Below are 25865 nucleotides of genomic sequence, written 5' to 3'. Positions count from 1 at the left end.
GGGAGGGTTTTGACGGAAGGAGGGCAGGGTGCGGGTGAAGGAAGGTATCAGCTTATGTATGATCGTGAGGGATGAAAGCGAGTTTCTGGAACGTTGTCTGGCTTCTGTACGTGAAATCATAGACGAGATCATTATCGTGGATACAGGTTCGGCGGATGATTCCGTAGCTATTGCTCAGCGATATGATGCAACCATCATTAGTGCAGAGTGGAACGGAGACTTTAGCCAGGCGCGTAATCTTTCACTTGCTGCCGCAAGTTTTACATGGATTCTGGTGCTGGATGCCGATGAAATGTGGATGCATACGTTATGGACAAAGTCAGAGCTAATGGAGTGGCTCGAAGCGGGGAGTGAAGAGAGCTGGGGATACTGGGTTAAGGTGACGAGTCTGCTGGGTAACTCAGGCGAAGAACGTGTAACGGACGAGGTGTGCCGTTTATTTCGAAATGACCCCCGAATTGCTTTTCATGGAAGAATCCATGAGGAAGTCGCTTCTTCTATTCTTGCGTTGATGCCGCAAGGGATTCGTCATTCGGACTTCGAGGTTGTCCATTACGGTTATTTGGATAAAGTGATTGCTACTAAACGAAAAGATGTGCGTAACATGAGATTGATTCGGCTGGCTCTGCAACAGACACCAGATCAGCAGGAACTGCTCTATGCGCTGGCTGCAGAGTGGTTTCAGCAAGCGAAGTATGATGAAGCAATTCGATTACTGCTGCCGCTGCTGGCAAAGCTTGATCCGACGTGTGGATATCATTCGGATGTGGTACTAAAAACAGCATATACGTGGAGAGAGTTGGGGCAGATTGAGCTGGCGCTCTCTGTGGTGGAGAACTGGGTAACGGTATATGATGATTTCCCGGACCTGCTTGAACTTGCCGCTGTGTTGGAACTGGATCAGAACCGTGCAGATCGTGCATTAGAATGGTTAAAGCAGGCGAAATCCGCCGCATCGACAGCAGGGAGATATACCTCGGTGTCCGGTGCCGGAAGCTACCGTAGCCTAACGTTGGAAGGCATGGCACATGAACAGGATGGCCGCTGGGCAGAAGCGGAAGCGTCCTATACGGAAGCGCTGCGCATACAGCCCGGCAACGGGGTAGCATGGCAGCGAATGTTGCTCCTTGGGGCAGCCACGGGACGGCCGCAGGCCATTGCTGGCGTAGCCGAGTGGGGGAGCTTGCCGCTAGCGTCGTGGCAAGCACTGGTCTCTGTCGCGCTTGCGGCGCATCGGCCGGAATGGCTGCTGCGCCATGCATGGCCGCTGGGCCCGGTGCAGCGCGCGAAGCCGCTTGCCGCTGGGCTGGCGCTGGCCCAGATCGGTGAGGACGCAGCCGCGAGGGCGGCACTCCGGCCGTGGGCAGCGCATGCGCAGCATGGGCCAGAGGCTGCGCTGGCACTGTGGGCGCTGGGCCACAAGCAGCGTGAGCGCGGCGTGCCCGGGCGTGCGGCGGCAACGCGCCAGCGTGTAGCCGTGCCGGAGGTGGCGCGTGCGGCCGAGGCGCTGCTGCAAGACGAGGGCGCAGCAACGTGCGGCGCTTACGCGAGCAGCATGGCGCTACCCGCGCAAGCGCTCGCCGCCGTGGGCGCCTGGCCCGCATGGCTGCGCCTGCTGCAGGCCCTGCCGCCAGCCGGCGCGCTGGCGCTGCTTGCAGCGCTCCCGCCTGCGGCCCGCTGCGGGCTGCTGCGCGCGCCCGCTTGCGTCCGCGCAGGGCTGCTTGCGCTATGCGGCGCGCAGCAGCCCTGCGCGGACGAAGTGCCCGCCCCGGCGCTCGCAGCGCATGCGCTCCTGGCGGGCACGCTCGCGCTGCTCGCCGGGCGGCAGAGCCTGGCGCGTGATTGGGTCGATTGCGCGGCCCGGATCACGGCACGGCATGCTGCCGCCCAAGGCCGCCCGGCGAAGACCCCGCCGCCGGGCCTACAGACCCTGCTGCGCCTGACGGCCTCTGGCGCAGCCCATGCCCCAGCCTTCCAGCAGCAGTGCAACATGCTGCTGGTATACCTGTAATCCGGCGTACCCATAGCGCCGGATGTCTCCGGGATGCCCCGACTTCACAGCACAGCAAAAAAGCCGGGGTATCCCGGCACACACTGCATTTACCACAAGTTTGGCCTGCTGTTTCAGACGGATAAACATATAACTATGCAATTCGTTATGCAATCCGTAACACTACCGTTTCCTCATATTACGTTTGGATACCCGATCGTTTTCTTATCAAAAGCCTCTATGAGAGTGCTTATTTAGATGCTATATAAGTTGAACTATTCTTTTACACAATAACGAGAAGACAGAAAAAACCTGGAAAAGCGGAGCTAAAAGCTTTCTGAAAGAAAGCTAGCATCGGAAGCATACGCTTCGCCTTTATCACCGGATTTTTCCCTTTGGAAAAGGGAATCCAAAAAATCTGGGGATAACCGCTACTCTCCAGGTTCTTCTGTCATCGGAGTGGACTATGTAAAATCTTTAGTTCAAATTATATAGATCAGATGAAGTACTGTATAACGTGTGTAAAGATAGGTGCATTAAAATGTTGTGCCTCACTAACGTCACTATCCCTTTCCCGTCTTGCATATCACAGCCCTGAAACAGCGGATCGGTGCGCCATACATCTCCGAGGAGATGGCGTCCGCAGGCTCTTCCACGGTTAACTTATCTTCAATCGTCAGCCCTGTGACAGCCATGATCGTCTCCAGTAAATCCGGTCGCATCTCGGGCACATCAAAAGTGGCGATTAACTGTCCGCGTGGCTTCAACACCCGAGCGAATTCGCGAAAAGCCCGCAGCATCGTGCCCGTGTCGAGATGTTCCAGAACAGAGATGCAGAATACGCGGTCAAACTGCTCGGGACGATACGGAAGCTGAGCCAGATTGGCCTGAGCGCGGTGAAGCCGAGTAAGGTAATGCTCGGGCAGATGGAGAGCCGCCTGTTCGCCAAAATCAGCCGCAATATCTAGACGAATCGTCTCATCCGACAAGATGCGTTCATCCCAATCACACGCGTGAACTTCACGACAATGCTCCGTGAGCCAAAATTTGAACGGGTGTGAAATGCCGCAGGCTGCATCCAGTACCACGTCGCTTGAACGTGCAAACTGCCGCGCCCACTCATACTCATAAGGACGGCTCCACCATGCGGGATGAAGCGGGAAAACGAGCGTATCTGTTTTCGGATCGCTTTGCCGGATGTACCTTGATTCCATCATTGCCGTGGTGTCGGGTGTGTCCATCATGTTTGAATCGCCTCCTTCACTCCTGTATCAGCCAAAAAAGATTCCAGTACCCTGCTCCACCGGCTACGCCATATGGACAGATCATAAGACAGTGCAGTTTCGCGGGCATAGATACCCAGTCGCTCCCGCTCGGTGCGATCTTGAACAAGCCTGATGAGCGCGGCAGTCAGTGCCTGCTCACCCGGAGGCACGAGCAATCCGTTGAACCCATCCTGAATCAGATCATTGAGTCCGCCGACATTGGAAGCGATCACCGGAAGACCACAGCTCATCGCTTCCAAGCATGCGTAGGAGGTTCCCTCCGAGAATAGGGTAGGAATGACAACGATATCTGCCTGATGATAAGCTTCACGAATATCTTTGAAATCGTACGTATGCTGGTGGATACGGTCCATATGCGGATGTGTACGCTGCCAATAGCGAAAGGCTCTGCCCACCGTACTGCCTTCGACCAGTTCTCCGGCGAATTCAACCTCTACATCCGGAAATGCCCCGAGCAGCTTATCCGCGGCAAGCATCATAGGGATGATCCCCCGCTCGCTACTGATGCGACGTGGATACAGAATACGGATTGGACGAAGAGCGGGCACAGGTACAGCGTTGTTCATATGATCGTAACCTTGATGAGAGGGAGGTTCGGCTAATTCATTTTCGAAAGAAAAAGCACCTACACCGGGGAGTTGACCCTGCTCTGGCTTAAAACTCTGCGTTCTGGCTTTTTCCCCTGAACTGCGATATAAATCTGAATCATTAAGGCCTGCTGTATGATGATCTGCTGCATCCTCTCTGTATCCCTTAACAAGAATGTCTTCATGTTCAGCCTGAAATGCAGTGTCTCTTTTCCATGCCGTCAACCATTCCTCTTCATGTTGCGGTGTGAGCATCCTGCTTGGCGGAGCCGGGATGAAATAAGAGGTGTCCACTGCGTTGGGAATCAGCACAATTTGTTCTGAATCGGTATACGTACAAGCTGCCCGGCAGAAGGTCTGGAAATGGGAGTCTACCGAAACGATGCGAACCAGTCCGTCCAATGCTAGCTGAATGTGATCGGCAACTTGGCGTTTCGTCTCAAGCGGCAGGCGGGGGCGATCCCAATTAATGCCATGACATATCCCGAGGCTGCCAGGTTTATAGGTAATGGGTTGCCAGAGGCAGCTGGCATAGATGATTGGACCGCGGGCTGCTGCGGCCATCCGATCAAAGGCTTCCGGTACATTTTCCATGTCGTAATCGTAACCATAGACATCGATCTGTTCGGTTCGGGTCTGGAATGCTTCGAAATAGGACAGCTGGTGCACCTCGGGAATATGTCCGAGTCCGCGGATGACACTGCATAGATCGAGAATATAACGTTCCAGCCCGCCGCCAAATACCCGGCCAAACTCCCGGTTGTAACCATCGGTGAAACTATGGGTCAGTATGCTGACCACACCCATATTACGACTCCTCCTTCCAAGGGAGCAGGCGCGGTTCAGGGTCCAGAATGGACTCATACTGCGCTGGGTTGCCCCATTCCCCATGCGGATCAATACGTTTGTAACGTAAATATTTGCGTACCCGATCCTCCAAACTTCCAGCCCAGCCGAGATGCTGAACTTTCAGTTCAGTGCATACCCCTGGTAACACGGTGCAGGACGCGGGGAGACGAGGAACATGGTGATTCTGTTGCGGGTAAAAGTAAGGATAGCCCGGCATATAACGGACAAGGGAGGCAGTGTGACGTTTGTGCATGGACCACAGCTCATCTTCCCGATAATGTGTTCGGCAACCCCACATATCGTAGAATCGGAAGGCAAACCAGTCTGCGTAGTCCTGATCAATGAGTTTGCGCATTGCCTTTTTGGCTTCAGCACTATATAGTTCATCGGCATCTACCGAGAGAAGCCAGTCTGGATCTGTACTGACGGCAGCTTGCCATAACGTGTTGCGAAGGCGCCATTCTTCGGCAAACAATGGCTTCTCTAACACATCAAGACGAACTACTTTTGGGAAAGCTCTGCATATTTCCGGTGTTCCATCTGTACTGGCATCATCCACAATGACGATTTCATCCACGAATTCACTCAGATTTTGCAACACTTCTTCCAGATAACGTCCTTGCTCATTACGTACCTGAAGCATGGCAGTCAGCTTGTTGTTTTTATTTTTGCGTACCCGACGTACGGGAGAGTTTTGTTCGTATGCGTCTACCTCTACATCACGGCTCGCGGAAGAATTCGTTTCCTCTTCAATCCGTGAGTTAATGATGCGATGAACTTGACTTGAGAAGCTTTGGCTTTGGGCTTCGGAACTCGAAGACGATTGAAGCGAATCATGCATAACGGGCCTACTTCCAGGGGTTCTGCGCTTCTTCGGGTCTATCATTAAGGCACCTCCCCAAGCAACTGCTGTACGGCTTGATCGAGCAGCTCCAGTTCCATAATCCGAGCTAAGGCCTCTTCATCCTCCACAGCTGTCTCCAGAAACAGCCTTACCGCACCGTGACGTTCCCCTCGAAGAGCCAGTGCCGTCCCGGATAGTTGTCGATATTGCAGAAGGCTGGTCGCATCCTGAATATCACTGGCATGAACGAGCGCGAGCGCATCCTCCACACACTCTGTTTCCTGATAGATACGAAACTTCCAATGCCTTGCCGTTTCCCCGCCAAGCTCATCCAGAACGCGCAGAGCACTGCCGTAATCATCATTGATGCGCAGCAGTTCTGCTCGAACCAACTGTTCTTCTCCGGCTTCAAGCCAGCGGCACAATTGCTCATAATGATGACGTTCCTGCTCGTTACTTGCACTGATGCCAAACACCTGTAGAGCTTCTTCAATCTGACCTGATCTCGCATAGATGGCGGAGAGGAACCGGTAATGAGACACCACACAATCTTGCCTTCCGTTGATGACAGCATGAGTGAATGCTTCCTTGAGTGAGGCGGCGGCACGTGAATCTTCCAGTAAATACTCATATGCGGACAGAAGAAACGAGATGGTTTCATGAGCACCTGTTTTGGCTCGGAGCTGTCTGTAGTAGTCAGCTCGCAAACGACATTGAAGCGTGGTAACACGGTCTGGTTTACCAGTCAGTACCTGCTGAAGTGCATGCATAAAAAATATCTCATAATCGCGCAGTGGAATACGTGTACCATCATAATGAATGTAACCGGCTGGTGAAGTGTCTTCTCCCCCTAGCCAGATGGCACGGGTACCTTGAAAGAGCAGCTTCATATACCGGGTTTCCGAGGATGTGGCCACTAGATCGGCAATGCCGACAAGTCTGGAGATATTGCTCTCCCAGAGTGGAGATGCAGCTTCATCTCCTACGGGTTCAGGCAATAGTGCAATACATAATTCAGGTTGTAGTGAAGCTACCGCTATAAGCCAGTATGGGTGTGCGACGATTGCAACTGTATGTGGTTCCTGTAATCGTTTCTCCGCTTCCGAAAGAGAGATCACCTGAATGGATTTTGGTAATTCTTCTTCCTCAGCCGTACGGCTACTGACATATAAGATCGTGCCTTCTTGAGCTGCAAATAAAGCAACGATGTCCGGGTAGGGGAAGGATAACCAGCCTCCTTTTCGCGGGAAAATCACATATTGAACGGCAAGATCTGTGGACACAGACAGGTCCATTGTTGCCTGTTTTATATCCTCTTCCTGCCTCTGTTTTGGCTTTGGATCCGCATCTGTTAACGGTTCAGCATGTTCCATTTGTAACTCACCACACCTTGATAAGGGATTTTTGGTATGTAAAAAGCCGCTGTAGCACTTCACATATCTCCGTCTGACACTAACATATGGGCATTTGTCTCCAAACATGAACAACTTCCATGAATACGTGCATCAGTCAAGACCAATCAGGCAACGAACAAGCTTAATAAATAGGCTTAATTTTATCTATTGTGTGACCGAGGTCACTTTTTTTACGTAAGAGGGATGACTTAGTGATAATTATCACATGTGAAAATTAGGTAATCTGGCACAATACGTTCATCAACGTATTTGGAGGACAGACAGCGAAGAAGCCCGCTTCAAAGCCATTTACGTATCTTGCTAAAGTGAACAGAAAGAAGGGGTAAAGGTATGGATCCGATTATGCTATCGCGTATCCAGTATGCACTTACAACGATTTTCCACTTTTTCTTCGTACCGCTATCCATTGGCCTCGTGCTGCTGGTAGCGATTATGGAGACGTTGTATGTTGCGAAGGGAAAAGAGATTTACAAAACGATGGCCAAGTTCTGGGGCAAGTTGTTCCTGATTAACTTTGCCGTCGGTGTGGTCACCGGTATTTTGCAAGAGTTCCAGTTCGGCATGAACTGGTCGGAGTATTCCCGCTTTGTTGGTGATGTCTTCGGTGCGCCGCTGGCGATCGAGGCTTTGCTGGCATTTTTTATGGAGTCCACATTTATCGGTTTATGGATATTCGGCTGGGATCGTTTGTCCAAAAAAGTACATCTGGCCTGTATCTGGCTTGTATTTGTCGGCACATTCTTGTCAGCGGTGTGGATTCTGGCAGCGAACTCGTTTATGCAACATCCCGTTGGATTCGCCATCAATAATGGCCGGGCGGAGATGAATGACTTCTTTGCACTCATTACCAATGGGCAGTTTCTCGTTGAATTCCCGCATACGATTTTTGGTGCGTTAATGACGGGAGCCTTTGTCGTGACGGGCATTAGTGCTTATAAGTTAATGAAAAAGAAGGATGTCGAAGTATTCCGCAGATCCTTTAACATCGCGGTTATTATCGGTCTTGTCTCCTCGCTGGGCGTGGCCTTCTCAGGGCACTTCCAGGCTCAATATCTGGTGGAAACACAGCCGATGAAGATGGCTGCAAGTGAGGGAACCTGGACAACAACCGAAGACCCGGCACCGTGGACGGTTATTGCCTCCATTGACCCGGATAAACAGGAGAACTCCGGTGAGATCAAAATCCCTGGATTACTCAGTTATCTCTCTTATAGTAAATTCTCGGGTAGTGTCAAAGGCATGAAAGAACTGAATGCCGAGTACCAGCAAACGTATGGACCCGGAGATTACATTCCACCAGTGCGAACCACATTCTGGAGCTTCCGTGTCATGATTGCTGCAGGTGGCTTGATGATTCTGCTTGCGATGTATGGTACATATCTGGCTTGGCGCAAGAAGCTGGAAGTGGCGAAACCCTGGTTTATGCGTCTGATGGTCTTTGCGATCTCCCTGCCGTTTATTGCGAATTCAGCAGGATGGATTATGACTGAAGTCGGAAGACAGCCATGGACGGTTTTCGGGTATATGACGACCGAAGCAGGTGTGTCACCTAATGTTTCCGCAGGAATGATTTTGTTCTCCACGATTGCCTTTACTGCGGCGTACACGGTTCTTGGCATCGTGATGGTGTTCCTGTTTGTCCGCAAAATCAAAGCAGGGCCGTATGCCGTCGATAAGTCCGAAGAGCATGATGAGCCTGCCGATCCGTTTGGCGTAGATGGGGGGTATTCCGTTGTTACTAAGTGAGCTGTGGTTTGTACTGATTGCCGTATTGTTTATCGGTTTTTTCTTTCTCGAAGGATTCGACTTCGGGGTAGGGATGTCTACGGGTCTGATTGCCAAAACAGATCGTGAACGTCGTACATTAATCAATTCGATTGGGCCATTCTGGGATGGAAACGAGGTCTGGTTGCTGACCGCAGGCGGTGCCATGTTTGCTGCTTTCCCGCACTGGTATGCAACACTGTTCAGCGGATTCTATCTGCCACTGGTGGTTGTGTTGCTGTTGTTGATTGGACGCGGCGTCGCCTTTGAGTTCCGCAGTAAAATGAAACAGCAGCGCTGGCGTAAAACATGGGACATTATTATCGTAGTGGCAAGTACCTTACTGCCATTCCTGTTTGGGGTTGTTTTTGCAACGTTGATGAAAGGTCTGCCCATTGATGAGAACATGCAGATGCATGCCGGTTTCCTGGATATTGTGAATCCGTACACCGTTATGGGTGGCTTGAGTGTAACGTTATTGTGTCTGGTTCACGGGCTGTTATTTGTTTCCTTGCGTACCGTAGGTGAATTGAGAGAACGGGCACTTCAACTGGCGAAAAAGGTAATGATGCCGCTGGTTGCAGTGCTTGCGATATACGCATTATTGACCTATCTGATGACCGATGTGTTTGCTGTTCGTGGCTGGGCGCTTTGGATTATGGTTCTGCTTGGTGCTACGGCACTGGCTCTTGCGGCTTACTTCATTCGTCAACAGCGTGAAGGTTGGGCTTTCGGGATGACAGGTGCGGTTATTGCCATTGCTTTTGCCTCCGTATTTATCGGATTGTTCCCACGAGTTATGGTGAGTTCCATCAATTCGGCATTTGATCTGACCGTATATAACGCAGCATCGGGACCTTACTCATTAAAAGTGATGACTATTGTTGCGTGCACCTTGTTACCGTTTGTACTTGGATATCAGATCTGGAGTTATTATATTTTCCGCAAACGTCTGAACGAACAGCATCACCTGGAGTACTGACATGGGACGCGGGCTTATGAAGCTGTCTGGCATCCGGCCGGTACTCGCACTGGCATCTGCGCTGGTGCTGTTGCAGGCGATGACGATTATTATGCAAGCCAAATGGCTGGCACAGGCCATTACGGCGTTGTTCGAAGGTGCCACGGTTTCGTCACAGTATCCGGTGCTGTTGCTGTTTCTGGCTGCTTTTGCCGCCCGCTATGCCTTGTCATTCTGGTTACAGCTTGTCACTACGCGGTATGCGGAGAGAACCGGAACCGATCTGCGTAAACAGATGACGGAACAATGGTTTAGACTCGGGCCACGTTATGCCAAGACAGAAGGTACGGGACATCTGGTGACACTGGCACGTGAAGGGGTTTCCCAATATAAAACGTATCTGGAGCTGTTTATCCCGCGTATGCTGGGCATGGGGTTTATACCTGTTGTCCTTCTGCTTTATATATTCAAACTGGATACGATGTCCGGTGTGATATTAATGCTGACGCTACCGATTCTGATCGTATTTATGATTCTCATTGGTCTGGCGACTCAGCGTAAGATCGATGGACAATTCAAGTCCTACAAAGCGCTGGCGAATCATTTTGTGGATACACTGCGTGGACTGGAAACGTTGAAAACGTTGGGGCAAAGCAAAACACACGAAGGCTCCATCATGCAAGTAAGCCAGCGATACCGAAAAGCAACGATGTCCACACTACGTATGGCCTTTTTGTCCTCGTTTGCGCTGGATTTCTTCACCATGTTGTCGGTTGCGTCCGTTGCAGTAGGTCTCGGACTCCGGCTTACGGAAGGACATATGTCCCTGTTTCCTGCTCTAACGGTATTAATTCTAGCACCTGAGTATTTCCTGCCCGTACGTATGTTGGGTGCAGATTACCACGCGACTCTGGATGGCAAGGAAGCTGGCGAAGCGATTAATCAAGTGATTGAACGAGGCAAGGCCGCAGAACAACGTCAGACAGAGGTTTATGCAAGTGCATTGGATCAAGCTGAAGTGTTGGGTGAAAATGAAAATGCTTCTGTCTCCTCTTCACAGCTGCGAGTGGTATTTAACCGGGATAAACATGTGATGCAAGATGTGGCAACTTCATCATCTTGGGGAGAGCATAGCCGATTAGCGCTGAAGGATATTCAGGTCCAGCATGAAGCAGAGGGAGCCTACTCCCTTCAGGATGTGAGCTTTCAGCTGAAGGGTATTGGTAAGATCGGAATTATCGGTGCCAGTGGAGCGGGAAAATCAACGCTTATCGATGTTCTCGCGGGTTTTCAGCTTCCAACAGCCGGACAAGTTCTGGTCAATGGCCAGCCTCTAAGTCTGGAACGGCTCAAGGCCTGGCGTAGCCAGACGGCGGCGATTCCGCAGCATCCGTATATTTTCAGTGGTTCCATTGCGGATAATATTCGTTTTTACATGCCGGAGGCATCCGATGCGGAAGTAGCTCAAGCGGCACAGGTAGCGGGGCTGACAAAGCTATTGTCATCTCTGGCAAATGGACTGCATGAACAGATTGGCGCAGGAGGCAGACAGCTCAGCGGAGGTCAGGAGCAACGTGTGGCGCTGGCAAGAGCTTTGCTGAGTGAACGCAGTGTTCTGTTGCTTGATGAACCTACGGCACATCTGGATGTCGAGACCGAATATGAATTGAAGCAGACGATGCTACCCTTGTTTGAAGGTAAACTTGTCTTTCTGGCAACGCATCGTCTGCACTGGATGCCGCATATGGATCGCATTATTGTCATGGATGGCGGTACGGTAGCGGAGACAGGCACACATCAGGAACTGCTTGCACGAAAAGGGGTATATTATCACATGAATGAAGCGCAGATGGAGGCGATATGAGATGAGATCCGGACACCCAGGGACAGAGACCGAACGAGGCGCACAAGGTGGGAAAAATAGCTGGATTACTCCATACGCGGTACAGTACCGCTGGCGATTGATCGGTGCGATTGCACTGGGCACTTGCGCGGCTCTCTGTGCGGTGATGCTCCTTTTCACCTCCGGATATCTGATCTCCAAGTCTGCGCTGCGTCCTGAAAATATTTTGATGGTCTATGTTCCGATTGTAGGTGTACGTGCCTTTGGTATCTTCCGGGCGGTGTTCCGTTATGTCGAACGGCTGGCAGGACATGATGCTGTTTTGCGTGTGCTCGCAGATCAGCGAGTGAAGCTCTATCGCATTTTGGAACCACAGGCTCTGTTTCTGCGTTCGCGAATGCAAACCGGTGACGTGCTCGGTGCACTGGCCGATGATGTAGAACGTCTGCAAGATATATATCTGCGTACCGTATTCCCGGCTGTTACAGCACTTGTGATCTACGGAGCGGCTGTACTGGCATTCGGCAGTGTAGATCCGATGTTTGCACTATGGATGGCACTGTATATGTTGTTTATTGTTGCATTGCTTCCTGCAATTTCTTTAAAACTGACCTGGAGATGGCGTGTGCAGCTCAAAAGAGAAAACAGCAAGCTGTACACACGTCTGACCGACGGCGTACTCGGGCTGGGAGACTGGATTGCCAGTGGCAGAGCGGCAGCGTTCGTGCAATGGCAGGAAGAGGACGAGGAGCATGCTGATCAGATTCGCCGTAGATTGCGTCGCTGGAACCGCTCGCGCGATTTTATTGCGCAATGCTTCATTGGCGGGATGGTTGTTTGGGTCGCCATGTGGGCAGGACAAACGACTTCGGCAGCCCAGCTACCTGCGGTTATGATCGCAGCATTTGTGCTCGTCTTGTTCCCGCTTACGGAATCACTTCTACCTGTTAACGATGCACTAGGGCATATTCCGGATTACCGTGAATCTCTAGATCGATTAAGCAAGTTGGAAGGCTCGGAGGAGCAGGGACGTCAGAATTGCGAAGATCAGAAAAAGAAGTCTCAAGTGTTGGAGTCTCATAACAGACATCGATCTGGTTCAGTTGCGGTGCAATCGACCGATGATATAGCCGCAGCGGATCGGGGAAAGACTGCAGATGGACGAATCCGTCTGCGCATTCCGCCGAAACTGCGCGCGGATATTAACATTGAGCAAGTGAGTTATCGGTATGAAGCAGAGACAGCATATGCCGTTCAGGATATCTCTCTGCATCTGCCTCAGGGCAAACGTATGGCTATTCTTGGACGCAGCGGTGGTGGTAAATCGACATTACTGAAGCTGATTCAAGGTGCGTTGTCTCCCTCATCCGGCAAGGTTCTAATCAATGATCTGCCTGTAGAGATGCTTGGCGAGAGTATAACCGAAGTGATAGCAGTACTCAATCAGAGTCCACATCTCTTTAATACGACGGTTGCAGGCAATCTGCGGATTGGTCGTCCAGATGCAACGGATGAAGAGATACGTCAGGTCGCTGCACAGGTTGGTCTGGCTGAACTGATCGAGTCTCTGCCACAGGGGTATCAGACACCGATGCTAGAGACAGGACTGCGCTTCTCCGGCGGGGAGCGTCAGCGGATTGCACTAGCCAGAGTGTTGCTACGGAAGACGCCCGTTGTTATTTTTGACGAGCCTACTGTAGGGTTAGATCCCGTGACAGAACGCGAACTGATGCGCACCATGCTGGACAGCCTGCAAGGCAAAACATTAATCTGGGTCACTCACCACCTGATTGGTGCAGAGAAGATGGACGAGATTGTGTTTGTGGAAAATGGAAACATCGTCATGCAGGGTTCTCACGAACAACTGCTGGCTCGGGAAGAACGATATCGCCGACTCCTTGAACTGGATCGACCCGGATGGCTGGATCGGCAGCGCAAATCCCCGCTGCCTCCCACCGCTACTCTCAAGTAACCGACTGTGGCAGGAGATTGTGATCACTATGTGAGTAGACAGCGCAAGAACAACTCATTGAGACTGGCTATAGACTTAGCCGACCCACATCCTCCGAAGACTCCGAATCCTGTAGTGCCAACGAGCAGCAGATAGGATGCAGGAAAGTGAAATGATGCAGTAAATTGTAAAAAAAGACGAAGCAGGCACAGTCCTGCTTCGTCTTTTTGTTGTTTGTGCCCGAAGTCGACAATCGCCCGAAGTCTGTCCATTTAGCTCTCATCATGTGCTGACTCGTATCCAATGAACACCCTCGCGCCTGCTTAAGTACTCTCTATCTATTCACTGCCAAGCTACAATGGAAAGGACGTGTATGCCCTTATTGTTTATGAAGGTTTCGTTGAGCCGTCTCTATCACCTTTCAGTGTCAGTTATACATCTTTGCCTTGATGACAATGCGGCTAACGATCACAGGTGACCCTATTTGGCCCGTTTTAACTCTTTTCGAATTCTAACGATCATGAGGAACGCTATTTTCTCATTTTAGCCCGAAAACCGCAGTAAACAAGCCATTTTGGTTCAAATAGCGTCGCTGGTGATCGTTAGAATTTTTACAGAGGCGAAATCCGGTAAATAAGGTTTCTGGTGATCGTTAGAGTTTGGAAGGGAGGGAGCGGCAGCTAGTGTACACCGGGTTGCCAGCAAGGTAATAACTGAGTTTCTATCTAACATCACTACAGTGTCAACCAACCAACTACTACCGAACCATCCATCTAGTTTCTATCCTTTTGAGCTCAACATATATCTAGCCCGACAGACCGATGCTCCTACTCCTCGCACTTTCAAATCACAGTGTCACCCCACTTGGCTAGCGCCAATGTTAACGTTGAATCCAGTCCCAAACCCAGCTTTCTTTACACTGCCCGACTCTTTTACTGGTATGCCAGCAACGTGCCACAGGATCGGCGCAGTACCAGTTCCGGCTCTACTTTAATGCAACGATTATCCATTTGTTTATTCATCAGGTCAAACAGGATCATTGCCGCAAGACGTCCGATTTTGTCTGTATCCTGCTTAACGGTCGTGAGTGGAGGATCACTGTAACGGCAAGCCTCAATGTCATCACATCCTGCAACAGCAATGTCCTCGGGAACGCGTAATCCCGCCTCTTTAAAGGCTCGTACTGCTCCGAATGCAAGCAAGTCCGTGGCGGCGAATACAGCTCGCGGCAAGACATCTGCTTGTAACAGCTGTTTGGCTGCCTCGTAACCATCGGTAGCGGCATAATCTTGGCTGTATACCAACCATTCCGGTTTCTCTTCGAGACTAAACTGCTTTAGGGATTGTTTAAAGGCTTTTTCCCGATGCTGCATCACGAGGGAGGCGCGCTGGAGCCCGATAAACCCGAGATCCCGATACCCATTAATATAAAATTGTTCCACCACTTTGGTCGAGATTTTTTCGTTATCCGACATGATATAACAGGAGTTCTGTCCATTCATCTCAATGTCAATTCCGATGCACGGAATGGGACTTGCATCAAGGTCAGACACGCTGCTCTCCACCTCATCCCCCGCAATAATAATACAGCCATCCACTTGAAAATATTTGGAACGTGCCAGGTAGTCTTCACCCTGATCTAGGAACTTTTCATTGGAAAAGAAGAGCAGATCATATCCTAACAGGCCGATCTGTTTCTTAAAGGCATTAATGACCTCTACAAAGAAAGGGTGACTGAAATCGACATTCAGTTTCCCTGCAAAGACAACACCCACCAGATTGGACTTTTTAGTCGCCAGTGTTTTGGCGGAAGATGAGGGGCGATAACCCGTTTCCTCCATAATCTTAAGTACGCGTTGGCGTGTCTCCTCGCCAATGTCAGGGTAGTTGTTAATAATTTTAGATACCGTTGCAACAGACACACCGGCCAAACGAGCTATCGTTTTGATATTCATTATATATCCCTCAAATTCTAAACTAGTTTCGTAGATTGTGGCTGTGCCTTTTTATTGCTTTCTTGCCAACATTCTATGTCACAAGCTTCTGAGAGTCAATAACAGAAAGGGTGATCGTCGAGGTGATTATGATATGTATAGATATTTTATAAGTATTTTCTCTCAAATCTAACGAAAATACTACTAGATTTTAGTGAAAACAACCTTATTTCCTACAAACAGAGGCTCATTTTAACTAGAGTGGAAGGAAGAGTAGAGGTGGAAAAATAAAGCCAGCGAATAGAGTTTTCGTAAAACAAAGTGTGAATCCACCCATGGAAGAACGCCCAATCCCATATCAGACGCGGTTTTCATCACATATTTTGTAAAAATTCAAATAAACTATTTACAAATTTATTAGGTGAAGTCATAATGAGGGTGTAATTAACGAAACTGATTTCGTAAATTTGTTGAATCGTAAATTAATCTTGAATGGTTGGGGGAAAGTGATATGAAGAGAAAGATTTTATCTATTACACTTGTAACCGCTTTAATGTTTGTACTTGCAGCATGTGGTAACGGTTCGACCGATTCGGATGGGAAGGCGTCTACGGATGGAAACAAAAAAGTGACATTAAAGATCATTCACTGGCAACAAGAGAATATCAACAATTACATCAAAGAATTTAATAAAAAATTTGAAGAGAAGTACCCGGACGTGAAAGTGGAGTACACAACAGTTCCGGCAGATGCAACGTATGATCAACTAATGCAAACACGGATGAACGCAGGTAGCACGGGCGATGTAGATATCATTCCGCTTAAGTCCAGCTTCGTTGGTGCTCCGCAAGACTGGTCCAAGGGTGCGGCTGATCCGATGTGGAAGCAGTGGATCGACGCAGGGCTGATCAGTGACTTGTCGGGTCAGGCTTTTATCAAGAATTATAACGAAGTTGACGTGCAGAACGCGATGACATACAACGACAAGGTGTACGGTGTCAATATGGGTAAAGTGGCATTCACAGGCCTGTTCTACAACAAAGACCTTTTTGCCAAATACAATCTGCAAGTGCCGACAACATGGGATGAACTGCAAAACGTCATCAAAGTATTCAAAGATAACGGTGTAGAAGCATTAGGTTTTGCTGGTAAAGATGTTTGGCCGATTGGCCTTGCGGTGCAAGGTCTTCAAGCCTCCATTCATGATGATCAACTGAGCTACATCAAAGGTCTGTGGACAGGTCAAACCAAGCTGACTGATCCGGTACAGATTGAAGTATTGCAAAAGGCTCAAACGCTGATGAACAGTGCAATGCCTGGTTTCATGGGGATTGACTACGGCACACTGCCAAGTCTGTTTGCTACAGGTAAGGTGGCTATGATTGCGGACGGTACGTGGGATGCAACGACGATTCAAGCAGCTAACCCTGATCTGAAGTTTGGATATTTCCCGATTCCGGGCAGTAACGATGCAGCGAAGAACAAAGACTTGGCTGGTAAATACGATATGACCTGGATGGTAGTAGATAAGTCACCAAACAAAGATTATGCGCTGAAGTGGCTTGAAATGCTGTCGGAGAAAGGGAACTATACGGATTTTGTTAATGCAGCCGGATTCCTTCCGACACAGCCTGATGTAGAAATCAAGAGCGAGTTTATTAAAGACATTCAACCATACCTGGAGAACTTCAAGCTTTCCTGGGATCAGCTGTTCATTAATCGTCAGAACGTAGGACAGTACATTGCTGAGTCTAGTGTTCATGCAGAGATGCTTAAACCGGCTGGGCCAATTGCTACACCAGAGGAACTTGCGAGCAAATCACAAGCAGACTGGGATGCAGCGGCTCCAAAATAAACGAATGATTGGACTCGTGTACTAAAGACTCATCTAAGTTATGGATCTAAGCTTTGTAGTATAGTAACCACCGGAATAGCGCTTGGGGTAAGAGCCTTCAGGCCAGCCCGTACCAAGTCAAGCTGTTATTCCGGTTTTTTGGTTTTACCCGATGAAAGGTGTGAGGACGATGTATCCGTTTGGAAAAGGGAAGGCGCGGCTGATTCCTTATCTGTATTTAAGCATTCCACTACTGCTTTATGTCGTGTTTGGTTTTGGTCCATCGCTGGTGACGGTGCTGTTTTCGTTTACCGATGCGACTGGAGTGAGAGGACAAGAGTGGAGCTTTGTCGGTTTCGAAAATTATAAAACCTTCTTTGGCGCATCTAATGCAGGTGACCGGCTGGATGCGATCGGGCGATCCTTATATTTTGCGTTTGCTGTAGTTATCATCCAAAACGCAGTAGGTCTGTTTATGGCCATTCTGATTAACAAAAAGCTTCGAGGCGACAAGCTGTATCGTGCGGTATTCTTTTTGCCCGTCGTGCTTGGTGTAACGGTGTCCGGATTGATCTGGCAGCTCGTAGCAAATCCGCTTGGCGGGCCGGCGCAGTCAATTCTGAATTTCTTTGGCACCAGCTCGAACTTTTTCGGGGATTATAATATTGCCTTTGAGCTGATTATTTTCGTGCAGATCTGGATGTATATGGGGTATTCCATGACCATCTTCCTTGCCGGGCTGCAGACGATTCCGAGTGATCTGTACGAGGCGGCTTATATGGATGGTGCATCGGGATGGAAAGCATTCACTAACATCACGTTCCCGATGATTGCTCCTTCTTTTACCGTGAATATGCTGTTGTCCATCATCGGCGCACTGCAAACCTTTGACATTATCTACGTCCTCACAGGCGGTAAATTTAATACAACAACGCTGGCATTTGACGTGTATGCAACAGCGTTTGGTAGCGGCTCAGCCGATTATGGTCTGGCTTCTGCGGTAGCAATGATTCAGTTCCTGTTTGTGTTTACGATCTCGATGGTCGCGTTGTTCTATCTTCGCAAAAGAGAGGTGGAAGTATAATGAAGCAGAGCAGAACATCAAGAACAATCAGCTACATTATTGTGCTGCTGATGCTTGCGCTATACGTCTTCCCTCTGTTCTATCTGTTTAATGTGTCCATGAAAACACAGACGGAGTATTTACTGAATCCCGTAGCACTTACGGAAGGCATACGGCTGGAGAACTTTGCCGAAGCATGGACGAAGGGTAGTTTCTCGCAGTACATGTGGAACAGTGTGCTTTACACGGGCATGTCCACACTGCTGACCTTAATTTTGTCCATATTTGCAGCTTTCCCGCTTGCTCGCAGATACGTGAAATTCAGTACGTTGATTTATATTTTCTTTTTGATCTCCATGTATTTGCCGAACCCGTTGATTCCTCAGTTCTCTTTGATCAATCAACTGGGGCTGTATAATACGCAGACGGGTTACATTTTGCTGAAAACGACGGGCACAGGCATTGCGTTTCTGATGTTTGTCGGTTATATCAAATCGGTATCCCGCGAGCTGGATGAGGCGGCTGCCATGGACGGATGCGGATACACCCGTTATCTGTTTACCATCCTTGTTCCGCTAATGAAGCCGATTCTGGCAACAGGCATTATTCTCACAGCCATCGGGGTATGGAATGATATTATTGGGCCGACCATTTATCTGTCTGATCCGAATTATCAGCCGGTTACCAAAGGTTTGTTTACCTTCTATGGGCAGTATATGAATAACTGGCCGCTACTAGCGTGTGGGATTCTGATCGTGACGTTGCCGCTGGTTGTGCTGTACGTTGCGTTGCAGCGTTTTATCGTTGGCGGTGCAATGGCGGGTGCGGTTAAATCATAGGTTTTTTACGAATAAGAAAAAAACGGCTAATCTTGATGTGTTCTTGTTGAGTTGATACTCATGTAACAAGTTATTCAATAACAAAAAAAGCCACCCTCATTCGACATGGGGGTGGCTTCTTGTATTTCTATTGAATCATTCATTGGCATAGCTTGCATTGGGTGATCCAACGATTTTTTTACATATCGACTAACAATAAAATAATGGAGGACAGACACAGACAAGTGCTGACCAGATAGAGCACGGCAACCACCTGTTTGTGGTTCAAACCGGCACGGAGCAGGCGATAGTGAGCCTGACTTGCATCGGCTTGATAGATCGCTTTGCCTTGCAGGAAACGTTTGATCACGACAAAAATATTATCGAAAATCGGTACGCCCAGCGCCAGAATCGGAATGAAAATGGACAGCATCGTTGCTTGTTTGAATGCACCGTCAAGTGCGATGACCGCTAGAATGAAGCCTAGGAACGTAGCGCCGGCATCGCCCATAAACACTTTGGCTGGAGCCTTGTTATATTTGAGATAACCAAGCGTTACCCCAACTAAAGTAATGGACATCAGTGCTGAATCGCTCTGGCCCTTCGTAATCGCTACAATAAACAACGTGATCGCTGAGATCGCGGACAAACCACCAGCCAGTCCATCCATACCATCCGAGAAGTTAATCACCGTCGTAACTCCGAAAATCCACAGGATCGTCAGAATGAATTGCAACCAGATCGGCAGGAGCACATACTCTGCATTGAACGGATTCACGAATCCGGTAAACGCAATACCAGAAGCAAAAACGAGCACTGCAGCGGAGACTTGAATAATCATTTTAGGTAGCGCGGGAAAGTCTTTTCCTTTGGTTTTGTACCAGTCATCAATCGTACCGATCGTCAGGAGAAGCATGCCGCCCGCAACCAATGCGGCTGTCTCCCAGGTCAATTCTTTAGTAAGAGCAATGTATGTCAGGAAAAATCCAGTAAATATCGCGTAGCTAGCAGTCAGTGGTATCGGTTGTCTGTGTAGCTTACGCTCCACATCTTCCCGGGGCTTGTCCACAAAATCCAGCTTGTGCGCCAGTCGGCCCAGCGGCGGAATCAGCAGAACCACGACAGCAAAAGACAATATGAAAGCCAGTATGTACATCATAAACTCGCTTGGTTCACTCCCATCATCCTCATTTCCTCTTATTATACGAGTTCAACCCGAAATCTGTCGATATCAGTATTGTAACCTGGAGCATGGATGGTCATGCGAATCAGATGTAATAGATGAAACCAATCTAGAGGTTACTTGGAGGCAGATAAGGGCCGAAGTAATCAAGTACGTTTTCGGCATGATACCCATCATCGCCCTGCCAAGTAGCGACAAAGATAAAGTCGCCTGAACCACCTTTACGTTTCCTTGGCGTATCCATAGGAACGAGAATACCAGCGGCCGCCCAGATTTCTAGTAGTGAATCCCGTTCTTGTTTACTGGATGGTACACAATCCTTCCACTTTTTCTCCAGGGAGCGTGCACTGTCCGTTGGATCTCCTGTCTGTGAGGCTTCCAGCATCTTGGCAAGAATCGTTCGGTCTTCCTCAGTCACTTCGTAAGGGGAAATGTGATTGCTCTCCGTGCTGTTACTACTATTATCGTTGTCATCCTGGAGCAGTAACTCCAGATCCATCAGGCAGTAGAGCAACCAACCGTGCCGTACGCCACCCCATTTGATTCGTTCAAAATTGAGCACGTTTAAATCTACATCCACATATTGTTTATCCGATTGTAAACGAAGGAAGTTACAGTCCCCGCAGGCGCTTGTATTGGCATGTAAAGCCGGGCGTTCACCGTAGGTATGCAGAGGCATGTTTCGTGTCAAAGCCCAGCTGGATAATGCGCTGCGCAGATACACTTTTTTGGTGGATAGACTGTGTAGAAAGGCTGTAATGACGCGCTCTTTAAGCGCAGGGTTCTGATGCATGTGATGCAGACGCTCTACGATCTCGTCATGGCTGATCGTGAGCGGGTCGAACATGACGCCCTTGCTTTTGGCATATTCGAAATCATCACCCGAAAAGGGGGCATGAGGTGATTTCCAACCGCCACCGCCCCAGAATGTACTCATTAGAATCTTGGTTGCCTTTTTATCCATTAATCTGAGCCTCCTGTTTGTAGAATCATAGCGACCAGTCCTGGAAAACGTGCAATGAGTTCGTCCTTTCTAAGGGAATAAAAGTGGTGTTTACCGTCAATGCGTGGCTGAATAATGCCAGCTTCTCGCAAGATTTTGATATGGTGGGACAACGTGGATTTGGAGATATGGTCAACTTCAAAAGCGGAACAATTTTTCTCGCCCGAGCTGGCTAGACAGTATGCAATCTTCATGCGGATAGGGTCACCGAGTGCATTGCAGACTGTGGTCAGGCTCATCTCCGAAGCGGTAGGTATCGTTATAGTTCTCATAAGATAGACGTTAGCATAGTTGGCTATTTCTTTCAATGTTCGAAAAATTTCGAAATATGTATTGCGATTCGGTAAGCTAGTGTGATACAGTTCTTATCGTAATAATTAGTTCGAAATTATTCGAATTGATAGCATGTGCTGAGCATACGGCATGAAATATTTCATTCGAGACAGCAAGAGACAACAGGAGGCTAACCATTGATGAATACAGCAGCGAACATTACGATGTTGAATAACTATTTCCGATTATTTGATGCTTCACGAACAGATAAACAGGCTATGCAGGACTTGTTATCCCTGTTTACTTCAGATGCCGAGATTGTGTTGAATGGCACCAGTCATGCCGGGTTTGAGGGGTTTATGAAAGCTTTTTATGAATATAACCAAGACATTAAACATATGTGGGACGCCTGGGTGCCCCAGCCGGACGGTAGTTATCAAACCAATTGGGCTGTGTGCGGACAAGCAGCGGATGGATCGGTGTATGCGAAGACGGGCGTGGATATTGCGCGTGTGAATGATGCAGGCCAGATTGTATACTTGGAAAATGTACAAGCGGACGAGAATGCGTTCAGCAAATATAATTCGTAGGTGTGTTATAAACCTCACGGCTTTAAGCTGTGGGGTTTATTTGTATCTTGGAGAGTGTGTACACCGTATCATGGACATATTTTTTTAAAAAAAAGATGGAATGAAACAGGCCCTTCCCCTCTCTAGAATAGGGAAGAGCCTTCATTTATTGCATCATTCGATTCTGGAATGCCGCGATATCGGCATATTCCTCTTCAAATTTGCGTGAGATGCGGATGAAGATCGGCAACAGTTCGCGATACACACGCACACGTTCCGGGTGTGGCTGATGGCGGTGAGTTGAACCGATCATGCCGGAAACGGCGCTTAGGGAATCAATACGGCCTGTGGCATACAGCCCGAGTACAGCGGCACCAAGGCAGGAACTCTCGATGCTTTCGGGAATGATAACATCCTGATCGAAAATATCGGCCATCATCTGGCGCCACAGCTCGGAGCGGGCGAAGCCGCCGGTGGCCTGAATCTTTTTCGGACGACCAATCTTCTCCTCAATCGCGAGCATAACCGTGTACAGGTTAAACAGCACACCTTCCAGCGCGGCACGGATCATATGCTCCTTCTTGTGATGCAACGTCAGGCCGAAAAACGATCCGCGTGCGTTCGGGTTCCAGAGAGGTGCGCGCTCCCCGGTCATATAGGGGTGAAACAACAGTCCGTCTGAACCTGGCGGTACATTTTCAGCGACACGTGTCAGAACTTCATACGGATCGATCCCGAGACGTTTTGCCGTTTCCACCTCGGAGGCCGCGAACTCATCCCGAATCCAGCGGAAAATTACGCCGCCATTGTTCACAGGCCCGCCGATGACCCATTGATCTTCCGTTAGCGCATAACAGAAGAAACGTCCTTTTGGATCGGTCACTGGTTTGTCTACGACCGTACGAATTGCCCCGCTGGTGCCGATCGTCACAGCAACAACTCCTGGGTCAATGGCATTCACGCCCAGATTCGAGAGCACGCCGTCGCTTGCCCCAATCACAAATGGAGTCGTTTCCGCGATACCCATCGCTTTGGCATATTCGGGGTTAAGCCCCTCTTTTAATACATGAGTTGTGGGTACAAGGCTGGACAGATGCTCCGGCGTAATGCCAGCAACATGCAATGCTTCCGCATCCCATTCGAGTTTTTCCAGATTCATAAGTCCGGTGGCAGAGGCCATTGAATGATCGATAACAAATTCAGAGAATAGCTTGTAGAAAACATATTCCTTCATGGAGATCAATTTATGTGTCTGCCTGAACAAGTCCGGTTCTTCTCGGGTGAGCCACATCATTTTAGTCAGTGGAGACATGGGATGAATGGGTGTACCCGTTCGGAGGTAGATTTCATGTCCGTTCATCTCCGATTTGAGTGCTTCTGTCCACTCGGCACTGCGATTGTCTGCCCATGTCATTGCTCGCATCAACGGTTTGCCTTGTGCATTTACAGGCAGAATGCTATGCATGGCCGAGCTGAACGAAACAAACAGAATGTCGTCCGGCTGTGCCCCGGCTTTGGAGGTGGCTTGATGCACGGAGGCAAGGACCGCTTGAAAAATATCCTCCGCATCTTGCTCTGCAATCACTGGTGTTGGTGTGTATAACGGATAATCTGCACCGCCTTGTGCAACTATGCTACCGTCTTGCTTGAACAACACAGCCTTGGTCGAGGTTGTGCCGATATCTACGCCGATCATATAAGGTGAAGCCGCCATGGTGATCATCCCTCTTCCATTTCAATATTCAAGCTTATATAACGTCTGGTATCTCATCTATAGAATAAGAATATCAGACTTGCGGGAAGGATCAAAATGGCTTCATATCGGTACTTTGCTCCCAGTGCTCTGGATATCTCTCATCCCTACCTCACCTCAGTTAATCCTTCACCGCTCCTGCCGCAATGTCCGAGATAAACTGGCGGCTGATGAACAGGAACATGATGATGAGCGGAAGAACGGCAAGCAGTGTACCTGCAATGACCATCGCATAGTCCGTGTTATAGAGTCCGTTTAATTGAGATAATGCAATCTGAAGTGTGTATTTGCGTGCATCGGTCAGTACAATTAGCGGCCACAGGTAGTCGTTCCATACCCCAATAAACGTGAATGCGCCGAGAAAGGCAAATGCAGGCCGTAGAATTGGTAATGCAACGTTCCAATACAAGCGAAAGAAATTACAACCGTCGATCCGTCCTGCATCGAGCAGATCGTTCGGGATGGATTCCGTCGCATACTGACGGATCCAGAAGATGCCGAAGGCATTGACCATGCCCGGAATAATGAGGGCTTTGAAGGAACCTACCCACCCGAACGTGGCCATCAGCACGAAGGAAGGCACCAGCGACAGCTGGGAAGGCACCATCATGGTGGCGAGCAGCAGGACGAAGAGCCATTTTTTGCCCGGAAACTCAAACTTCGCAAACGCAAATCCCGCAAGTGAATCAAAAAATAACACCAGAATGGTTACTACACCTGATACAAACAAGGTATTCAGAAAGGCTCCCCAAAAATCAATCTGCTGCAAAACCCGTGTAATATTGTTCCACAGTTCACCGCCGAACCAGAGCTGGGGCGGAAACTTGTAAATGTCGGACGTTGTTCGGGTGGACATAACAATGAGCCAATAGAACGGGAACATGGATATAAGCATGCCACCGATCAGGCCGGTATACAGCACCAGCGACTTGAGATGTTTGGACGCCATGAGCGCTCCCCCCTTGTCACATCAGGATGATTTGCCTTGAACAAGCTTCCAGTTCACGATGGAGAACAGGGCGATAATCAGGAACATGCCCCATCCAACGGCTGCACCGTATCCAAAATAATTGTTGATAAAGGATTCACGATACAAGTAAAGTACGATGGTCATACCAGCTGCTCCGGCACCTCCGTCATTGCCCACCAGCACCTGCGGTTCAGTGAACAGTTGCATGCCGCCAATCGTAGATGTAATGACCGTGAACAGAATGACCGGACGCAGCATCGGAATGGTAATACGGAAGAAGGATTGCACAGCGGATGCCCCGTCGATTCTGGCCGCTTCATACAGCGTCTGCGGGATGCTCTGAAGTCCGGCTAGATAGATAATGGCGTTATAACCGGTCCAGCGCCAGACCACCATGGAGGAGATAGCGATTTTGATGCCCCAGGGAGCATTCAGCCACTCGACGACCGGGAGGCCGACCGACTGCAGAAGATAGTTAAGGAAGCCATAATTGTTTGCGAACAATGCCCCGAAGATGATGGCTACCGCCACAATTGATGTGACGTTGGGCAGAAAGTAACCGACCCGGAACAAGGTACGGAATTTGATGAAAGGCGCATGTAGTAGAAACGCAATAATAAGAGCGAAGAAAAGCATCGGAATGGTCGAATAGATCCAGATCATCAACGTGTTGCCAACCGCTTGCCAGAACTCGACATCGGTGAGCATATATTTAAAATTGTTCAAGCCGTTATACGTCATCACACCGATTCCATCCCATTTGTGGAAAGCCAGATACAGTGAGAATGCGATCGGGAATAGACCGAACACGGCGAACAGAATGTAAAAAGGCGAGATGGCAACATAGAGCGCACGATGCTCCCATATACGGGCCCAAAGTGATTTTTGCCGGTCCAGATCAGGCTGGAACGGCCCGGAATCAGGGGACGTGCGAGGTTCGGTGACAGCCATAACAACTCCTCCTTTACGGATCAC

At 49.3% G+C, this 25865-nt stretch carries 21 protein-coding genes; 9 read left to right on the top strand and 12 right to left on the bottom strand.

Features of this window, described 5'->3' with window-relative positions; all coding sequences use genetic code 11:
- The first annotated feature begins 34 nt into the window (after positions 1 to 34).
- Complete coding sequence (locus MKY23_RS26755; protein ID WP_339833555.1) at positions 35 to 2011, top strand: glycosyltransferase; 1977 nt, start codon at positions 35 to 37, stop codon at positions 2009 to 2011.
- Positions 2012 to 2553: 542 nt separating this feature from the next.
- Here MKY23_RS26755 and MKY23_RS26750 read toward each other — a convergent pair.
- The 4 genes from MKY23_RS26750 to MKY23_RS26735 are packed head-to-tail and all read right to left on the bottom strand — an operon-like array spanning position 2554 to position 6929.
- Positions 2554 to 3234 (bottom strand): class I SAM-dependent methyltransferase, encoded by a 681-nt coding sequence (locus MKY23_RS26750; RefSeq protein ID WP_339833552.1) that lies wholly within the window; start codon positions 3232 to 3234, stop codon positions 2554 to 2556.
- The gene (locus MKY23_RS26745) at positions 3231 to 4670 is read right to left on the bottom strand and encodes a glycosyltransferase family 4 protein (protein WP_339833549.1); all 1440 of its coding nucleotides are present in this window, start codon (positions 4668 to 4670) and stop codon (positions 3231 to 3233) included. The genes MKY23_RS26750 and MKY23_RS26745 overlap by 4 nt, the downstream gene beginning before the upstream one ends.
- Position 4671: 1 nt before the next feature.
- Positions 4672 to 5598 (bottom strand): glycosyltransferase, encoded by a 927-nt coding sequence (locus tag MKY23_RS26740; protein WP_339833546.1) that lies wholly within the window; start codon positions 5596 to 5598, stop codon positions 4672 to 4674.
- A complete protein-coding gene (locus MKY23_RS26735) occupies positions 5598 to 6929 on the bottom strand; it encodes a hypothetical protein (protein ID WP_339833543.1) in 1332 nt (443 codons plus the stop codon). Before MKY23_RS26735 ends, MKY23_RS26740 begins: the two co-directional genes overlap by 1 nt.
- Positions 6930 to 7301: 372 nt before the next feature.
- Between MKY23_RS26735 and MKY23_RS26730 the strand changes: the two genes are divergently transcribed.
- Genes MKY23_RS26730 through cydC form a run of 4 tightly spaced genes read left to right on the top strand, consistent with a single transcriptional unit; the run spans position 7302 to position 13511 of the window.
- Positions 7302 to 8717, top strand: a complete 1416-nt coding sequence (locus MKY23_RS26730; protein WP_154890143.1) for a cytochrome ubiquinol oxidase subunit I — start codon at positions 7302 to 7304, stop codon at positions 8715 to 8717.
- A complete protein-coding gene (gene cydB, locus MKY23_RS26725; protein WP_339833539.1) occupies positions 8704 to 9717 on the top strand; it encodes a cytochrome d ubiquinol oxidase subunit II in 1014 nt (337 codons plus the stop codon). Before MKY23_RS26730 ends, cydB begins: the two co-directional genes overlap by 14 nt.
- Position 9718: 1 nt before the next feature.
- Complete coding sequence (gene cydD / locus MKY23_RS26720) at positions 9719 to 11560, top strand: thiol reductant ABC exporter subunit CydD (RefSeq protein WP_339833536.1); 1842 nt, start codon at positions 9719 to 9721, stop codon at positions 11558 to 11560.
- 1 nt (position 11561) lies between these two features.
- Positions 11562 to 13511, top strand: a complete 1950-nt coding sequence (gene cydC / locus MKY23_RS26715) for a thiol reductant ABC exporter subunit CydC (RefSeq protein ID WP_339833533.1) — start codon at positions 11562 to 11564, stop codon at positions 13509 to 13511.
- Between the two features lie 26 nt (positions 13512 to 13537).
- Here cydC and MKY23_RS26710 read toward each other — a convergent pair whose 3' ends face one another.
- Together MKY23_RS26710 and MKY23_RS26705 are read right to left on the bottom strand one after the other, a co-directional pair.
- Entirely contained in the window at positions 13538 to 13762 is a 225-nt protein-coding gene (locus MKY23_RS26710; RefSeq protein ID WP_339833530.1) for a hypothetical protein, read from the bottom strand.
- 660 nt (positions 13763 to 14422) lie between these two features.
- On the bottom strand, positions 14423 to 15445 hold the full coding sequence (locus MKY23_RS26705) for a LacI family DNA-binding transcriptional regulator (protein WP_339833527.1): 1023 nt from the start codon (positions 15443 to 15445) through the stop codon (positions 14423 to 14425).
- Positions 15446 to 15935: 490 nt separating this feature from the next.
- Here MKY23_RS26705 and MKY23_RS26700 point away from each other — a divergent pair, with 490 nt between their 5' ends.
- From MKY23_RS26700 to MKY23_RS26690, 3 genes are all read left to right on the top strand, one after another.
- Positions 15936 to 17279, top strand: a complete 1344-nt coding sequence (locus MKY23_RS26700; RefSeq protein WP_123064072.1) for an extracellular solute-binding protein — start codon at positions 15936 to 15938, stop codon at positions 17277 to 17279.
- A gap of 169 nt (positions 17280 to 17448) precedes the next feature.
- Positions 17449 to 18342 carry a sugar ABC transporter permease gene (locus MKY23_RS26695; protein ID WP_090921685.1) on the top strand — a complete coding sequence of 298 codons (894 nt, stop codon included), beginning with the start codon at positions 17449 to 17451 and terminating at the stop codon, positions 18340 to 18342.
- On the top strand, positions 18342 to 19160 hold the full coding sequence (locus tag MKY23_RS26690) for a carbohydrate ABC transporter permease (protein ID WP_090921688.1): 819 nt from the start codon (positions 18342 to 18344) through the stop codon (positions 19158 to 19160). Before MKY23_RS26695 ends, MKY23_RS26690 begins: the two co-directional genes overlap by 1 nt.
- 178 nt (positions 19161 to 19338) lie before the next feature.
- On the opposite strand, the gene MKY23_RS26685 is transcribed toward MKY23_RS26690, so the two are convergent.
- The 3 genes from MKY23_RS26685 to MKY23_RS26675 all read right to left on the bottom strand — a co-directional run bounded on the left by MKY23_RS26685 (position 19339) and on the right by MKY23_RS26675 (position 21597).
- Complete coding sequence (locus MKY23_RS26685; RefSeq protein ID WP_090921690.1) at positions 19339 to 20298, bottom strand: MraY family glycosyltransferase; 960 nt, start codon at positions 20296 to 20298, stop codon at positions 19339 to 19341.
- A 133-nt stretch (positions 20299 to 20431) separates the two neighbouring features.
- Positions 20432 to 21286, bottom strand: a complete 855-nt coding sequence (locus MKY23_RS26680; RefSeq protein WP_154890153.1) for a hypothetical protein — start codon at positions 21284 to 21286, stop codon at positions 20432 to 20434.
- Entirely contained in the window at positions 21286 to 21597 is a 312-nt protein-coding gene (locus tag MKY23_RS26675) for a metalloregulator ArsR/SmtB family transcription factor (protein WP_154890154.1), read from the bottom strand. Before MKY23_RS26675 ends, MKY23_RS26680 begins: the two co-directional genes overlap by 1 nt.
- A gap of 201 nt (positions 21598 to 21798) precedes the next feature.
- On the opposite strand from MKY23_RS26675, the gene MKY23_RS26670 reads away from it, so the two are divergent.
- Positions 21799 to 22188, top strand: coding sequence for a polyketide cyclase (locus MKY23_RS26670; RefSeq protein ID WP_090921695.1), 390 nt, complete (start codon positions 21799 to 21801; stop codon positions 22186 to 22188).
- A gap of 145 nt (positions 22189 to 22333) precedes the next feature.
- On the opposite strand, the gene gntK is transcribed toward MKY23_RS26670, so the two are convergent.
- The 3 genes from gntK to MKY23_RS26655 form a co-directional block, all read right to left on the bottom strand.
- Positions 22334 to 23881 (bottom strand): gluconokinase, encoded by a 1548-nt coding sequence (gntK, locus tag MKY23_RS26665; RefSeq protein ID WP_339833505.1) that lies wholly within the window; start codon positions 23879 to 23881, stop codon positions 22334 to 22336.
- 160 nt (positions 23882 to 24041) lie between these two features.
- Entirely contained in the window at positions 24042 to 24869 is an 828-nt protein-coding gene (locus MKY23_RS26660; protein WP_090921699.1) for a carbohydrate ABC transporter permease, read from the bottom strand.
- 21 nt (positions 24870 to 24890) lie between these two features.
- Positions 24891 to 25841 (bottom strand): sugar ABC transporter permease, encoded by a 951-nt coding sequence (locus MKY23_RS26655; RefSeq protein ID WP_339833500.1) that lies wholly within the window; start codon positions 25839 to 25841, stop codon positions 24891 to 24893.
- Positions 25842 to 25865: the final 24 nt, after the last annotated feature.

Origin of the sequence: Paenibacillus sp. FSL R7-0272 (assembly GCF_037969905.1) — a bacterium.
Lineage (GTDB): Bacteria > Bacillota > Bacilli > Paenibacillales > Paenibacillaceae > Paenibacillus > Paenibacillus polysaccharolyticus.
Note: the sequence above shows the minus strand (reverse complement) of the source record. Positions and strands in the feature narration are given on the sequence as shown.